The organism is Bacillus cereus group sp. BfR-BA-01441 (genome assembly GCF_022663075.1).
In the GTDB taxonomy this organism is placed as follows: domain Bacteria; phylum Bacillota; class Bacilli; order Bacillales; family Bacillaceae_G; genus Bacillus_A; species Bacillus_A cereus.
The window spans coordinates 1-14,498 of record NZ_JAKUEU010000018.1; the positions used below are offsets into that span (position 1 = coordinate 1).

A 14,498-nucleotide genomic window follows, 5' to 3' on the forward strand; every position below is an offset into this window, starting at 1 on the left:
TGACTCCTGAAGAAAAACCATCTGTTACAAAGCAAAGAGCTTTTTCTGGACGCCCAACATCTTTTCGTGATTGGAGAGCATCTAGTCAAAAAAATTAGGGAATGTTATGTGAAATGATAAATAAAAAAGTACAGTCTGCTGTAGAAAAGACTGTACTTTTTTATGTTAGTAGAGAATGTTAAGGGAGACGTATTTATTTTGCCTATTCCAATTCCACTTTTAATTGGAGCTCTTTATCTAACTTATCATTATTAAATTTTAAAGTTAATCCTCGCGTGTTTTTCGGTACATCGAATACAATGTTTCCGTCCGAATGTTCATCAGGGTTAACAATACCAAATTTAAATGTAGAGGTATTTGCAGCTTTAAGTACGGATTGATGTTCATTGGAAATGTGATATTCTCTTCCAAATCCATCAATTAATTTAAAGTTGTTGATATCTAGTGTAATGGGTTCTTCTTTACGATTATAAACTGCGATGTCTAATACTTTAAAGACACCTTGTGCTTTAACTTCTCCAGTCCCTAGAACATCTAATGACTCGGCAGATCCCATTGACATGTATACATCAGAGGAATCTACATTGGTAGGAAGTTCTTTTTGCGAATCCTTGTTGCTAAGTTTGTCATTCTCTGTTTTTTTAGAAGTCGCCTGCTCATTTTTCGCAGGCGCATCATGTGAACTGCAAGCTGATACTCCAAACAAGAATGTGCTACATAATAATGATGCTAATAACTTTTTGTTCATCGTTTCTTCCTTCCAAAATAGAAGCACTTTTAATGAGTGCTATATATATTTGTCTTTATATGTATTACATTTTATATCTTATTATATTAATTTTGGAAGGAAAAGGGAAAAATGCACATTTCTCTGATTCGAATTATTTATCTGTCTAAAAGTTGAAATTAAAATGAGCCCCATAAATGATAAACCATTCCACTGACAAAAAACACTAATCCTAAAAATAAAATAATTAAAGCAAGAATTCCATTTTTATTATGTTCCATAAAATAAGCTCCTTTTTCATTTACTTACATACAAAAAGCCTTTAGTCGTAATTATGGCTAAAGGCCTTAATCTTCATACTTTGTAGTTTATAAAAAAGTTGTACTTCTGTATTAATTTGGAATATGATTATTTAAAGAGAAGGTGATGAGTACATGCAGGAAACAAAACAATTCCCGCTTATATCGGGAAATCTCTCATTAGATTTAGTAAATACAGAGTTAGTTAGGCGTGGACAACGTTATGATTTATTAATAACAGATGAAGATGTATTAGAATGGCTACATGTAATAAAGGTTAATCTTCCTTTTTGGAATGAAAAAACACTTATAGGAATTCAGAAGCGAATGGATCAAGTTACATCTAGCATATTAGAGGTAAGAGAAGTATTGAGAAAACAGTTTGAGGAAATTGCTGATCAGCAAGAAATTTCTAATGATTTTATTACGTATTTAGAAAAACAAATTGAGAAGGCACCATTTACATATAAAATCATTGAACAGCAGCTAGTATCTATCCCAGTTGGAAAAATCGAGGATGTACTCGCATCGTTAATTGCATTTGACGCTTTAACGTTAATAGCAGAAAATAAGCTTATTTCCCTTAAAAGGTGTTCAAATCCTGACTGTGTTTTATTATTTATAGATAAGAGTGGAAAACGAAAATGGTGTTCTATGAAAATATGTGGGAACCGGAAAAAGGTAGCAAAATTTCAGGATCGAAAATTTGAGGAAGTTTAGAGAATCAACTTATAACAGTTGATTCTTTTTTTGCATTTTAAAACTAACCCCTTAAATTAATATTTACAGGTTAGTTATGCTGGATTATAATTGTTGGTAAATAAAGGAGGAGAACGATGGATAATATAACAGCAACTAAGCAGAAAGATCCTCAACCAATAAGTGTACGATATTTTACAAAAATGAAAGGGAAAGGAAGAAGCCCATTACAAGTAAATGTAAAGGACTCTTTAACGGGACTACTAGGGGGATTTTTAACAATTCTTACCTTAACATATTTAACGAGCATAACCTCTACAGAATTATTAATGGCTCCATTTGGTGCGAGTTGTGTATTAGCGTTTGGAGTTTGGAATGCGCCATTATCTCAGCCGCGTAATATTATTGGAGGACATTTGATTTCAACTTTCATTGGTCTATCAATATATCATTTGTTTGGGAATGAATATTGGACAATTGCTTTAGCGGTGGGGATGGCAATAGCCGTTATGATGTTAACGAGAACGACGCACCCTCCGGCAGGCGCCGATCCGATTATCGTAATTTTAGGGGCAAATAGTTGGAGTTATTTAGTAACACCAGTTTTAATTGGCTCCGTTGTTATTGTAGTTATTGCTTTATTCATTAATAATATGAGTAGTAAAAGAAGTTATCCAACTTTTTGGATGTAGTTTGTGAAGTGAAAAATAATTTAATTGAGTATTCTATTCTTACTATGTTTTATTTTTTATATAGTAAAAGCCTTAGTCGTAATTGTAGCTAATGGCTTGGGTCCTCATACTTTGTAGTTCATAAAGAAAAGACACTTTAAAGTGTCTTCTACAGATTTGAATTATTTAATTCATGTAATTAATATTCGTTAGCATAAAACTCTTTTATTAATTTTATTTCATTTATATCTGGATTAAACTTAAATATTTTAATTTGATTCGATTCGTCTTTGTATGCAAATGTATTCTCACCAACTTGGGTCATATTGCTGGTGTTTAAGATAGGATCGCTACCGTGATCAGTAATTTCCACAGTTTTCTCACGATCCCAGAATGCAATGACAATAATCAAAATGATAAGACATACCCGTATAAAACGTAATTCTCTTGCAACAGGATGTTCCATCTGTTTGTCTCCTTTACTGTTTGATAGAGTCTGTTTATAAAAGAGATGATTCCTAGGAATATAAATAAAAAAGACACCGTAAAGTGTCTTTTTTATTTTAGTTATGCGCATTACTTAATAAGACGCTAGTTCCTCAGTCTGGCTATGAGTAACTATGTAGGGTAATTCCATTGTAACATTTTAACCAGTAATGGGTCTATATGGAATTTAATTGATTTTCTTTTTGATTATTCAGAACGATTAATCGGGTATTTGGATGAAGGAAGCGGTGAGGAAGAAGGGACTTAACTTGTTTTAGAAGAGTGTCTTCTTTTTTGTATCATTGTGAGTAAAGTGTAGAGTTATATTTCCCTTTACACGAACATAACGGTATAATATAGTTAAGTTAAGTAAACTTAACTATTAAACAAAACGAAATAAAAGCATGGAGGAATAACGCTATGACTAGAACGTATAAAGAAGTAATTAATGAAATGAACCGAGCTTATAATGAATTCTACATTTTACTATTCCAGGAGTTAAAAGATGAATTCGGTCTTACAGGACAGCAAGAGAGCATGCTATTTCATATTAATTTAAATGAAAACACGACAGCAAATCACATTGCGACTACTTTTAATATATCAAAAAGTGCCGTTAGTCAAGTTTTATCTAAATTGGAGAAACAGAAGATGATTTCAAAACAAGTAAACCCTAATAATAAACGGGAGTATTTTCTTACACTTGGTCCAAACGGTAGTAAGTATATAGAGCGGTTGTCGGAGTTAGATGATGTATTAATTGAGAAATATTTTTCTAAAATCGATATAAACGCCCTAGAGCAAATGACAGATACGTTAACGAAAATAAATAAAGTCATATTGGAAGAAAAACAGAAAGATCTTGATTGTAATGAGTAAGAACGTAGATGAAGCAATTAGTAGAAAGGAGGAGAAGTGTATTATGAGTTTCATACCAAATATGATTACGATAGCAAATTTTGTATGTGGGCTTTTAGCTATTTACGCTGTTTTCGTTCACGATATTTATTTGGGAGCAGTTTTTATTATTACAGGTATGTTGTTTGACTTTTTAGATGGTATGGTCGCTCGGAAACTTGATTCTGTTTCGGAAATTGGTGGAGAGTTGGACTCATTTGCGGATTTAGTTACTTTTGGTGTGGCACCGTCTATTCTTGCATATAGTGCCTCGTTAAAAGATTTGCAGTCTATCGGGATGATATGCGCGCTCACTTACAGTATTTGCGGCATGCTTCGGCTTGCAAGATTTAACACACAGCAAAGCAAACTCCCGACCTTTATCGGCATGCCAATCCCATTCGCGGCAATGTGTCTCCTCATTTTATGTTTTTTAAAGAATCCAGTTTCCGTGGCGTTTGGTACATGCGTACTCGCTTATTTAATGGTAAGCAAAATCAAATTCCCTCATTTTAAAAAAGATATAGCTGAAAGCTTGAAGCCTGGAAGATTGGATTGATGATACGGGATTACAATGAGAAAGATAAAGGAGTATAACATGATTCGTATGGCATTAAGATCATTCAACATACAAATGTATTGTTTGCTAGGCGTAATGTTATTGGGATGGCTTGTGACACCTTTTTCAGCACAGTTCGTAGGGATAAGCATTGGCCTTTTAGTAAGTATGTACTGCGCCTGGATTTTAGGAAGGCGTATTGAAAAGTTCGGAGATAGCATTGTAAAAAAAGAAAAAGCACCGATGCTTGGAATGATAAATCGGTTCGCAGCCGCAATACTCGGCGCGATTATTATGTATGAAATTGAACACCATGAATTCATGTGGACATTCGCTGCTGGAATTATGAGTGGGTATTTCTTGGTTATTATTAATTTGGGGTATTACAGTATGAGGGATGAGAAGGGATAAAGTGAAACCTAAGTTTAAGCATACTGTTGCCTAACAACGAATAGCGGATTAGTAATTAGAGTAATAATAAAATCTAACATAAAATTTAAGAAAAATTTTATATTTCCCCCACTTTTTATTTTAAAAGTTTTTTCTATCCTATAAACAAGTTACATCAAGGAGGAGACTGAAAATGAATAAGTGGGGATTTTTTTATTTTTAATATATTCCCTATATTCGAAGACAAAGTAGAAGATTAAACATATGAACAAAGTACTGGTTCTTAAACTATATTCTAAAATAATAGATGAAAATGTAAAGTTAGGGGATTCCACATGCATACAGAAGTTTTAATGAGTTATTTGTATACTTATTTTTTTACAATTATGTTTTGTATTTTATTTCAAATTGGATTTTATTTTAAAGCGAAAAGAAACATATCTATTCGGCATTTTCTATGGGTATATGTTTTTCTGTTCTACCTTTCGTTAGTGTATAAGGTGACGCAGATTGCAACTGTATGGGATATAAGTAGATATGAAACGTGGATTCGTGTAAGTCAAATCAACTTGACTCTATTTGATACGGCAGGTAGTACTACGTATCTTTTGAACATCGTACTGTTTATGCCGTTCGGTTTTTTATTACCGATGATTTGGCCGTATTTTAGAAAAATAAAAAACACGGTATGTGCAGGATTCTTTTTTTCATTGGCAATTGAGTTAAATCAATTGTTAAATAATAGAATTACAGATATTGATGATTTATTTACGAACACCCTCGGGGCGATTATTGGGTATTTATTATATAGAGCTTTAAAAATGATATTTAAAAGAGAGGGGGAAAAGCTTGATACCAGCTCTTCTCTAGTTATAAAATACGAGGCTATTTTTTGTTTAGTATGTTCATTTGTAGGAGCGATGTTAATTTATCATCCAGCTTTATTTGGAAGACCTGTCATCATTCAGTGAGGCAATTACGAATTTCTTTTGAATGCTCGAGTGATATTTCAATTTGCAAAAAGCCTTTAACTTGTTATAGTTAAAGGCTTTTATCATCATAATTTTTACTTACCAATTACCCACTCTAACATCCGCCTTCAACCACTTCACCCAATCCAAATCCTCTACCTTAAGCAAACTAAGCGAAACACCCTTCATATCTAAAGAAGTTAACAGTGTACCAACCTTTACGAATGTCACTTGCAATCCTTCAAGTTCACACAAACGGCGAATGTCGTTTGCGAAAATGTATTGTTCCATTAATGGAGTTGCGCCGAGTCCATTAATGAGGATAGCGAAGTTGTCTCCTTTTCTCCAGCGATAAATGCTTTTTAGTTTGTTCATTAGTTCGATCGCTAATATTTCAGAAGAGGATAGTGCTTCTTTACGGTAACCTTTTTCTCCGTGAATGCCTACGCCATAAAACACTTCATCGTCATTTAATGTGAATGAAGCTTTTCCTTTTACTGGATCGTTGACAGGGGAAAGAGCAACTCCTAATGTGTGTAAGTTTTTAGTGATAGAGCGGCCAAGTGTTGTTAGTTCTTCTAGAGAATGGCCTTCAAGAGCGGCCGCACCAAGTATTTTTTGAACGAAAACAGTACCAGCGACGCCGCGTCTTCTTTTATTAAAAGAAGCATCATCTTCAATTGAAACGTCGTCATTTACGATGATGTGGTCAATTTTTCTTCCTTCTTCTTTAGCGATCTGCTTTGCCGCAAGAAAGTTCTCAACGTCATCTTTAAAGTTTTTAATAATGAATAGTATACTTTTATCTTTTGGCATAAGGCGAGTTGCCGCCGCAATTTGTTCCACTGTAGGCGGAGTGAAGATGCTTCCGTTTACTGCCGCTGTAAGCATACCTTTTCCTACATAGCCAATATCAGCAGGTTCATGTCCGCTACCACCGCCACTTATAATAGCGACGTCTTGCTTCATTTTTTCGATATCTTTTACATAAATGATGTTATTCGTTTCATCGTAATTTACTTTGTCGTTATGTTCAAAATAAAAGCCGTGCAGCATATCTTGAACGATATTTTGTACATCATTCATAATCTTTTTCATTGCTTTTGCCACCCTTTAATTACTTTGCTGATTGCTCCAGTAATAGTAGTAATTGATTGTTTATCATATTTTTCATAAGAGAAGACATAATGGAAGGATCTACTTCGCACTTACTTTCAATCCAATCTTTTATCGTTCCAACGAAGCCGTGACTATAAAAGGAGGCAATCGTATTTTTTGTCTCATCAGAAAGGCTGAATCCACAGCTCACAGATAGTTCATCGATAATCTTCATATATAAGTTTTTCGTATGCTCAAATAAATAGTGATTAAACGAGTTTTGCTCAATGACTTTAAAAGCATTTCGGTAAAATTTTTGATTTTCATAAAAGTAATCAAATAATAAATCGAAAATGTTTTCCCACGTTTCATAATCGAGAAAGTCGATAATGTTTTCCTTCGTTTCTTCTCTATAAATCCAGCTTAATAGTTCAAATTTATCTTTAAAATGATAATAAAAAGTTTGCCTACGCATTTGACAGTGTAACATAATATCGCTCACTGATATTTTATGAAACGACTCTGTTTCCATTAAATACTTCAATGAGTTCGCGATTATCTTTTTAGAAATTATAGAAGAGGTCATCTGAATCATCCCTAGAATGTTATTAATATGAAAATCCTATCTATAAATGAGAGCGGTGTCTTTAGACAGATTGTCCATTTTGTCCGTTTACTATAAAACGCTTTCATTTTAACATGGTTAGTAAGAAGAAGATTTCAAATATATCACAATATATTAAAGGAATTGAGGGAGAACTACAATGAAAAAGATTATAAACAAACCAGAAACATTAGTAATGGAAATGTGCAACGGAATGGTTATGGCTCATCCAGAGCTTGAGCTTTTGAAAAAATATAAAGTGATTAAGAAGAAAGAAATGAACGAAAATAAAGTAACGTTAATTAGTGGAGGCGGTAGTGGTCACGAGCCGGCACATGCAGGATTAGTCGGAAAAGGAATGTTAGATGCGGCAGTGTGCGGAGATGTGTTTGCGTCACCTTCACAAATTCAGGTATACCAAGCGATTAAAGAGACAGCTAGTAAAAAAGGTACGTTATTAATTATTAAAAATTATAGCGGCGATATTATGAATTTCAAAAACGGTGCGCATTTAGCGACGGAAGATGGAATTGAAGTCGACTACGTAAAGGTGGACGATGATATTGCGGTAGAAGATAGCCTGTACACAGTAGGACGCCGCGGCGTTGCGGGCGTTATTTTAGTTCATAAAATTGCCGGCGCAGCAGCGGAAGCAGGTATGGGTTTAGGAGCGGTGAAAGCTGTAGCAGAAAAAGCAGCGGCTAACGTGCGCACAATCGGTTTAGCATTAACGTCTTGTACAGTTCCAGCGAGTGGATCACCTACTTTCACACTTGCGGAAGATGAAATGGAATACGGTGTAGGTATTCACGGCGAACCAGGAATTAAGCGTGAAAAAATGCTGTCAGCAGATGAACTAGCGAACCGTATGACAAATGACCTTGTAAAAGATTTAGGAGTAAAAGATGGCGAGGAAATCGCAATTCTAGTTAACGGTTTTGGCGGAACACCACTGCAAGAACTTTACTTATTTAACAACGCAGTTACGAGAGAACTAGCTGCAAGAAACATTAAAATTAATAGAGTATTCGTCGGTAACTATATGACAAGTATTGATATGGCTGGTATGTCTTTAACGGTAATGAAGTTAGATGAAGAGCTAAAAACATTACTATCAAAAGAATGTAATACACCAGCGTTTAAAGTAGACGGTCCAGTTGAAAGTGTAGAGTACGTAAATGTACTTGAAGAGACAGAAGAGAAGGAAGTTTCATTTGAACTAGAAACTGCGGAAGAGCACGCTGTTATTAAAGATAATGTTATTACATTAAACAACATGATTTATCTCGTTGATAAAATGAGCGATATTATTATTAAAAATGAAGTACCGTTCTGTGAGCTAGATACGCATGCTGGTGATGGCGACTTCGGAATGAGTGTGGCAAAAGGATTTAAGCAATTAAAACGTGAGTGGCACTCTATTGTAGAACAAGAAAACGTAACGATCGGATCATTCCTTGACGGCTGTTCGATGATTATTATGGAACATTGCGGCGGCGCATCTGGTCCAATTTGGGGCGGTGCATTCCGCGCAGCTAGTAAAGCAGCAGCCGAGAAGCGTGAGTTAACAGTGAAAGAATTCGCTGAAATGCTGCAAGCAGCATTGCAAGGCATCCAATCGATCGGTGAAAGATCATTCGGCAGAGGAGCAGTAGTTGGTGACAAAACACTTGTTGACGCACTTGCTCCATGTGTAGACTCTTGGTTAGATAGCGCCTCAAACGAAGTAGACGTAAAAACTGCCTTTGAAAAAGGAGCAGAAGCAGCGGTCAAAGGAGCAGAGTACACGAAAGAAATCGTAGCTCGCATGGGCCGCGCTGGTACAGTTGGCGAAAGAAGCTTAGGATATCCAGATGCAGGTGCACATGCACTTGGGGTTATCTTTACGGAGATTGCAGGTAGTTTGAAATAGTAATTGGAAAGTCCCTCTGCCTTAAGGTGGAGGGATTTTTATATAGTTGATATGTAGAAGACTTCTTTCGGTTCTTTCTCAGTAAAATATGAGTTTGTTACTATTTTTGATAAAATCTTATTTCAAAAATACAACTAATATTTCTCAACATTAATATATTGAAAATAGTTAGAATATTTAAGATAATCATTTGTGAAGAAGTAAATTATAAAAAAAGGGGGAATTTATTTTGTTACGTCGTTTATCTATTTGTACAGTACTAACAGCTTTTATATTTACTTTATTTACATTTAACGGCTCTGCTTTCGCGGCTACGAATGCTACTGAAAATCAAAATGTAGTAGCAGCTTGTGCAAAGGGAGGTACGGTAGGTGTATATGGTGCAAAGATGCGCAGTGGTTATACTGTCGATTCACCTGTCTTACATACATTTAATGATGGTACGAAAATTACTGGAACATGGGTAACTGGTGAATATGTTCAAGGTCATTACAGTAATTCTAAACAGTGGTTAAAAGTTACATATAAAGGGATGACAGGTTATGTATCCCATACAACATTATATAACGTTTGCTCATAAAACTATGTACCATAATAGCTTTGGATATATTGAGCTAATCTCTTCTCGAGATTAGTTCTTTTTTATCTCTTAGTTTTTAATGGGGCATTTTTTGAAAAAGACCAACGATTCATTAAATCGATGGTCTTACGTTTATATAGTATTCATTTGTATCTATATTAAATTTTTCATTGCTTTTTGCTTATTTTAGACTTAGTTTGTTTGTGATTGCAGCTTATCAATTTTCCAGTATGTTTGTAGAGGGTCTAAAGAGCTTTCAATATAAAACATATATTCATCTGCGGTACGTGGTACTTCAAAAGCTATTTTCAATTCTACCGTTTCATTTGGTTTAACTTGTATATCAGAAGGGTTTTGATCAAGCACCTTTCCTTTATAGATCTTTCCGTCTTTTTCATCTTTTAAGTTATATTTTAATTCTGATAGTCCAATCGTTTGACCTCGTACATTTTTTACAGAGACATTAACAACTACGGAATCGTTGCTAGCATTTAAATAGGCACTTTGAACAGCGGTCAAGTAATAGCCTCCCTTAACACTCTCACCAACTAATAAAATACCTTGTTCCAAGCGGCTCATATCTTCTTTTTCTTCGAAATTTATTAATTCTTCATTTTCATTTTTTGCGGTTGGTTCTTCTATTGGACCATTTTCAACGGCACTATCTGTTTTATCTTGTGTGCAAGCAGCCGTAACACTGACTAATACTAGAATGAAAGTAAGTAATATAGATAATTTTCTCATAAAATTTATCTGTCTCCTTAAGTTTCTCAATTTTGTGCAACTATACATATAAGATTAACATAATGTCTCATTATTGGCTCAAAATAGGGGGTCTTTTAGACAACTTATTCTTTTTACTTTTAATATACATTCGATTGGTTCTCGCGATATTTGTTAATCTTTTAAAACATTGGCTTAGTAATACCGAGGGTTATTATAGATATATTAATCATGTAATTTGTCCATATCAAAATGAACGTTTTTTGCATTTAATATATTGTAAATATATTTTATTTTGGAAGGATGTGATTATATGGCTCATAAATCTACTGGAGTGTTTCGAGTTCCAGTTTCTGAAAATGGGATTATTCCAACTGCTCTCAACATTATGTTAAACAATGATTCACGCTGTCATACTAGTAATGTAACGGTAACTGTTAAGAGAAGTCGAAACACCTTTTTCCCAACTCAAAATGAATTAGTTGAAATCTCTCGTACTTTTGTTTCTTTAGAACCAAACAGAACAACTAAGATTGTGTTGTTTACTCCAGAATTCCAAGTAGAAGATTTCCTTGATGTCATCATTAGTGGAAATAGAGAGGATGTTAAGGATGTTCTTGTATATTCTTTCTTAGCAGATTCAGTAGGTCATAATCTGCCATCTACTGTTTTCAGAAATGCAGAATACACTTTTGCTTGCTGACACTGTGATAATGTATTCTTTACTGTCGTATATCTGAATTGAAATGTTGCAAACAGCACTTCAAGGCATATAATCTATCGTTGAAAGATCATTCGGCAGAGGAGCGGTAGTTGGTGAAAGAAGTTTAGGATATCCAGATGCAGGTGCACATATGCTTGGGGTTATCTTTACAGAAATTTTAGGTAGTTTGAAATAGAAATTAAAAGATCCCTTCTACCTTAAGGTGGAGGGGGTTTTTTAATATGTTTTTTGATATATATTGCTAAATATGTTCCCATAATTCATTCTATTGTATTGAAAATAATGTCATCTACATCAAAACAAACGGCTTATAAAAGGAACTAGTATTTGAGGTGGATTTATTAACGAATTTTATATAGCATGACTGAAAATGAGATAAATAAAACAATATTCCCTATTATGTTTTTAAAAATTAATTGAGCAGGTCCTTGTAAAAATAAAGAAAAGACACCTAAAGGTGCCTTTCGCCGACTTAAATTAATTTTAATATTATCGATCTAAGTTTAAAAGCTGTAGGGATTTTTTCTGTGGGTTTTGTAAGTAGTTTTTACGAAATTATGAGTGTTTTTTATTTTGTATTTCAATAAGTTCATCTGGTAGCATTTTTGTATAATATTCTTTTTCTGTTAGTTCAAATATAAATAATGCTTTTTTCCAGTTATAAATAACATCTTCTACATTATGTTGTTTCATTTTTAATAAACACTGACCTTTTAAATAGAATAGTTCACCTAGTAAGTATAAAGTATTTAGATTAATTGCTAATTTGATACCCTTATCAATATACTTTATTGCCTCTTCATGTTGATATGTGAAGTCGAAACATTTTGCTAAATTTAACATGAGTTTTAATTTAATTTCTTTATCTCTAGGAAAATCTAATTTATTAAAATTAGTTAAACATCTTTTGAATATATTAATACTTTTTTCATATTCTTTATTTTCTGCATAAAATATAGCCATTGTTTGCATAATATCTATTTCTCTTTCTGATAAAAAATCAGAATTAGTTAAAGTGAGTTTTAATGCATTATTTAAAAAATCTAAAGCAGTTTTTATTGATTTATCCACCATAAATATAGCAATTGCTTCATGCCACATTAGAAATTGTTTCTCATCTTTTGTTTGAAAATTATTCAAGTTTTTTTCTTTTTTTACTATTTCATAAAGTTCTTTATATTGTTTTTGCTTTAAGCAATCTTTTATTACGTATTTTACATTTTCTACATATTTTAATCTTTTGTTTTGAGTTAGTGCAAATATGTTATTCGGATCAATACCAAGTCTTTCTGATAATTGATATAACAATATACTAGATGGATAAATCATACCTTTTTCAATCTTGCTAATTTGACTTTGTGAACATATTCCATGACATAATTCGGATTGTGATATATTTTTTTTAATTCTAAGTTCTTTAATGGTAATACCCAAATCGTTAAATTCCATTTTTCCACCTACTATTTAGCACTTTATTAATATAAGAACATTCTCTAACCTTAATGTAATGTAAAATTAATATAGTTGCAATTATTGTTTTAAAGGTCTTATCGTTTCTATAAGATGGTGAGATTTTTTTTTGTACAAAAAAGACACCAAAAGGTGCCTTTCGCCGACTTGGACCACGTTCATTTAATATAAACCTATCTGTATTTTCACATGCTTCTCTAATCCCTCTATTTTACATTTGATAAAATAAAATCCTAATATTACCAATAATTAAATGGATATTTCTACATGTTCAAGATATTTACATAAATTACAAAAATGATACATTTAAGTTGTAAGCTATAAAAACTATTAAAGGGGGATTTATTATGTTCAAGAAATTAGTAGTAGGGCTATTGGCAACAGGTATTGCATTAACAGGAGGAATTGGGGCAGCTTCAGCTGATACGCAAAAAGCTGTGAGCTCTCCGAAGCAAGCAACATGCTCAATTCCTTATGAGTATTCTAATGGTAAATTCAAAAGAACTCTTTATTACTCAAATGGAGTATATGCTAATAGTTTTAATGAAAATGTTTGTGGCGGGACGATTACGTGGTACTTAAAACATGTTCAAAATGGAGTTGCTTTTTACGAAGGTAATTTAAAATAGTAGATTTTTTGAACCTCATTTATTGAGGTTCTTTTATTTTTAGTTTTTAAACTGATTCTCTATAAAAAAGACACCCTAAGGTGCCTTTTTGCGATTTGATCCATTGTAATATGGTATTGAATGCCAGTCCGATTATTATTTTACTATGTTAAGTAGTTTCGATTATTGAGAAAAAATACAACTCATTGTTTGAATGCAAAAAAGCCCTAGGGGGACTAGGACTTTTTGCTAGAATGAATAAGATTTAAAAAAGGACTTATATAACGTAACATATGAATGTTTCGTAAATGTATCAAAAAAGTGAACAAAAGCGTTAATTTTAATAAAAAAAGCTCCGCGATAAAAGTTGCGGAGCTTCATAAGGTCGAGTTATGTCGTACTCACAAGGGATTTTAACATGAATGTTGTGGTAAAAATACTGGTAAATTTATCCCGTAAAAGCCCGATTGGTTTAACTCATAATTAGTGGGGGATAAATAAAACTCCCACTGATTAAAGTTTCACTTCATTCGAAGGAATTCATGTTTTATAAATTAGATTATGAGAGTTGATATTCTCCATATTGACCAGAAAAGAACTAAAAATTCTAGTGAAATTCCAAGTGTTCGTTTCCTAGTTTTTTGAAATTCTTTTATTAAATAGCCAACAGCACTAATTGCTATAAGAATAAAAAGAATAAGTTCGAGTGTAACTGGCATTTTATCTACTCCTAATACATTAATTTGTTATATATAGATTATAAGATATTTTTTGTGATTAGTAGTGAAAAATTCAATAGAATTATCTCTAAATGGAGTAAATGTTTCAACGGACCAATCAAAGGTCAATACAACAAGTGTTATACAATATACGCATGGAGAGCCGTGGGGCTGAAGAAATATTGAAGTATAAAGAGTTGTTAGATCGAAGGATGATTAACGAAGAAGAGTTCTAAGTGAAGAAAAAGTAACTAATAAGTATATAGATGAAACGCTCAGATGAGCGTTTTTTTATTTATATATTCGCAAGTAAAATAACATAATATCACTATGAATCCTTATAACAATATGAATTTTTGCA

General features: G+C 33.0%; 17 protein-coding genes. 11 read left to right on the forward strand and 6 right to left on the reverse strand.

Annotated elements, in window-relative coordinates:
- Positions 1–202 precede the first annotated feature (202 nt).
- Positions 203–748 (reverse strand): DUF4352 domain-containing protein, encoded by a 546-nt coding sequence (locus MR107_RS10100; protein ID WP_001035576.1) that lies wholly within the window; start codon positions 746–748, stop codon positions 203–205.
- A 413-nt stretch (positions 749–1,161) separates the two neighbouring features.
- Between MR107_RS10100 and MR107_RS10105 the strand changes: the two genes are divergently transcribed.
- Entirely contained in the window at positions 1,162–1,746 is a 585-nt protein-coding gene (locus tag MR107_RS10105) for a CGNR zinc finger domain-containing protein (RefSeq protein ID WP_242292333.1), read from the forward strand.
- A gap of 116 nt (positions 1,747–1,862) precedes the next feature.
- Positions 1,863–2,417: an HPP family protein gene (locus MR107_RS10110; protein ID WP_000368844.1), complete on the forward strand. Its 555-nt coding sequence runs from the start codon at positions 1,863–1,865 to the stop codon at positions 2,415–2,417.
- A gap of 178 nt (positions 2,418–2,595) precedes the next feature.
- Here MR107_RS10110 and MR107_RS10115 read toward each other — a convergent pair whose 3' ends face one another.
- On the reverse strand, positions 2,596–2,862 hold the full coding sequence (locus tag MR107_RS10115) for a YmzC family protein (RefSeq protein ID WP_242292334.1): 267 nt from the start codon (positions 2,860–2,862) through the stop codon (positions 2,596–2,598).
- A 440-nt stretch (positions 2,863–3,302) separates the two neighbouring features.
- On the opposite strand from MR107_RS10115, the gene MR107_RS10120 reads away from it, so the two are divergent.
- From MR107_RS10120 to MR107_RS10135, 4 genes are all read left to right on the forward strand, one after another.
- Complete coding sequence (locus MR107_RS10120) at positions 3,303–3,761, forward strand: MarR family winged helix-turn-helix transcriptional regulator (RefSeq protein WP_000198939.1); 459 nt, start codon at positions 3,303–3,305, stop codon at positions 3,759–3,761.
- Positions 3,762–3,804: 43 nt separating this feature from the next.
- Positions 3,805–4,338 (forward strand): CDP-diacylglycerol--serine O-phosphatidyltransferase, encoded by a 534-nt coding sequence (gene pssA / locus MR107_RS10125; protein WP_000008338.1) that lies wholly within the window; start codon positions 3,805–3,807, stop codon positions 4,336–4,338.
- 39 nt (positions 4,339–4,377) lie between these two features.
- A complete protein-coding gene (locus MR107_RS10130; protein WP_000620610.1) occupies positions 4,378–4,749 on the forward strand; it encodes an ATP synthase subunit I in 372 nt (123 codons plus the stop codon).
- Between the two features lie 314 nt (positions 4,750–5,063).
- On the forward strand, positions 5,064–5,699 hold the full coding sequence (locus tag MR107_RS10135; protein WP_000556719.1) for a VanZ family protein: 636 nt from the start codon (positions 5,064–5,066) through the stop codon (positions 5,697–5,699).
- A 99-nt stretch (positions 5,700–5,798) separates the two neighbouring features.
- On the opposite strand, the gene dhaQ is transcribed toward MR107_RS10135, so the two are convergent.
- Positions 5,799–6,797 carry a DhaKLM operon coactivator DhaQ gene (gene dhaQ / locus MR107_RS10140; protein WP_000723364.1) on the reverse strand — a complete coding sequence of 333 codons (999 nt, stop codon included), beginning with the start codon at positions 6,795–6,797 and terminating at the stop codon, positions 5,799–5,801.
- A gap of 19 nt (positions 6,798–6,816) precedes the next feature.
- Complete coding sequence (gene dhaS, locus MR107_RS10145; RefSeq protein WP_000204220.1) at positions 6,817–7,383, reverse strand: dihydroxyacetone kinase transcriptional activator DhaS; 567 nt, start codon at positions 7,381–7,383, stop codon at positions 6,817–6,819.
- 178 nt (positions 7,384–7,561) lie between these two features.
- On the opposite strand from dhaS, the gene dhaK reads away from it, so the two are divergent.
- Both dhaK and MR107_RS10155 read left to right on the forward strand, forming a co-directional pair.
- Entirely contained in the window at positions 7,562–9,313 is a 1,752-nt protein-coding gene (gene dhaK, locus MR107_RS10150; RefSeq protein WP_242292335.1) for a dihydroxyacetone kinase subunit DhaK, read from the forward strand.
- A 229-nt stretch (positions 9,314–9,542) separates the two neighbouring features.
- The gene (locus MR107_RS10155; protein ID WP_000946193.1) at positions 9,543–9,893 is read left to right on the forward strand and encodes an SH3 domain-containing protein; all 351 of its coding nucleotides are present in this window, start codon (positions 9,543–9,545) and stop codon (positions 9,891–9,893) included.
- A 192-nt stretch (positions 9,894–10,085) separates the two neighbouring features.
- Here the strand turns inward: MR107_RS10155 and MR107_RS10160 are convergent, their stop codons facing one another.
- Positions 10,086–10,637, reverse strand: coding sequence for a DUF4352 domain-containing protein (locus MR107_RS10160; protein ID WP_001228902.1), 552 nt, complete (start codon positions 10,635–10,637; stop codon positions 10,086–10,088).
- A 292-nt stretch (positions 10,638–10,929) separates the two neighbouring features.
- Between MR107_RS10160 and MR107_RS10165 the strand changes: the two genes are divergently transcribed.
- Together MR107_RS10165 and MR107_RS10170 are read left to right on the forward strand one after the other, a co-directional pair.
- A complete protein-coding gene (locus MR107_RS10165) occupies positions 10,930–11,319 on the forward strand; it encodes a hypothetical protein (protein ID WP_000940664.1) in 390 nt (129 codons plus the stop codon).
- Positions 11,320–11,395: 76 nt separating this feature from the next.
- A complete protein-coding gene (locus tag MR107_RS10170) occupies positions 11,396–11,515 on the forward strand; it encodes a DAK2 domain-containing protein (protein ID WP_071740898.1) in 120 nt (39 codons plus the stop codon).
- Positions 11,516–11,895: 380 nt separating this feature from the next.
- Here MR107_RS10170 and MR107_RS10175 read toward each other — a convergent pair whose 3' ends face one another.
- A complete protein-coding gene (locus tag MR107_RS10175) occupies positions 11,896–12,789 on the reverse strand; it encodes a helix-turn-helix domain-containing protein (protein ID WP_000395467.1) in 894 nt (297 codons plus the stop codon).
- 368 nt (positions 12,790–13,157) lie between these two features.
- Here MR107_RS10175 and MR107_RS10180 point away from each other — a divergent pair, with 368 nt between their 5' ends.
- Positions 13,158–13,439, forward strand: a complete 282-nt coding sequence (locus MR107_RS10180) for an LCI fold-containing protein (protein WP_000473837.1) — start codon at positions 13,158–13,160, stop codon at positions 13,437–13,439.
- Positions 13,440–14,498 lie beyond the last annotated feature (1,059 nt).

Excerpts from the sequence above, each read along its gene's own strand:
- MR107_RS10100 (WP_001035576.1), bottom strand. The coding sequence starts at position 748 with ATGAACAAAAAGTTATTAGCATCATTATTATGTAGCACATTCTTGTTT.
- MR107_RS10105 (WP_242292333.1), top strand. The coding sequence starts at position 1,162 with ATGCAGGAAACAAAACAATTCCCGCTTATATCGGGAAATCTCTCATTA.
- MR107_RS10110 (WP_000368844.1), top strand. The coding sequence starts at position 1,863 with ATGGATAATATAACAGCAACTAAGCAGAAAGATCCTCAACCAATAAGT.
- MR107_RS10115 (WP_242292334.1), bottom strand. The coding sequence starts at position 2,862 with ATGGAACATCCTGTTGCAAGAGAATTACGTTTTATACGGGTATGTCTT.
- MR107_RS10120 (WP_000198939.1), top strand. The coding sequence starts at position 3,303 with ATGACTAGAACGTATAAAGAAGTAATTAATGAAATGAACCGAGCTTAT.
- pssA (WP_000008338.1), top strand. The coding sequence starts at position 3,805 with ATGAGTTTCATACCAAATATGATTACGATAGCAAATTTTGTATGTGGG.
- MR107_RS10130 (WP_000620610.1), top strand. The coding sequence starts at position 4,378 with ATGATTCGTATGGCATTAAGATCATTCAACATACAAATGTATTGTTTG.
- MR107_RS10135 (WP_000556719.1), top strand. The coding sequence starts at position 5,064 with ATGCATACAGAAGTTTTAATGAGTTATTTGTATACTTATTTTTTTACA.
- dhaQ (WP_000723364.1), bottom strand. The coding sequence starts at position 6,797 with ATGAAAAAGATTATGAATGATGTACAAAATATCGTTCAAGATATGCTG.
- dhaS (WP_000204220.1), bottom strand. The coding sequence starts at position 7,383 with ATGACCTCTTCTATAATTTCTAAAAAGATAATCGCGAACTCATTGAAG.
- dhaK (WP_242292335.1), top strand. The coding sequence starts at position 7,562 with ATGAAAAAGATTATAAACAAACCAGAAACATTAGTAATGGAAATGTGC.
- MR107_RS10160 (WP_001228902.1), bottom strand. The coding sequence starts at position 10,637 with ATGAGAAAATTATCTATATTACTTACTTTCATTCTAGTATTAGTCAGT.
- MR107_RS10165 (WP_000940664.1), top strand. The coding sequence starts at position 10,930 with ATGGCTCATAAATCTACTGGAGTGTTTCGAGTTCCAGTTTCTGAAAAT.
- MR107_RS10175 (WP_000395467.1), bottom strand. The coding sequence starts at position 12,789 with ATGGAATTTAACGATTTGGGTATTACCATTAAAGAACTTAGAATTAAA.
- MR107_RS10180 (WP_000473837.1), top strand. The coding sequence starts at position 13,158 with ATGTTCAAGAAATTAGTAGTAGGGCTATTGGCAACAGGTATTGCATTA.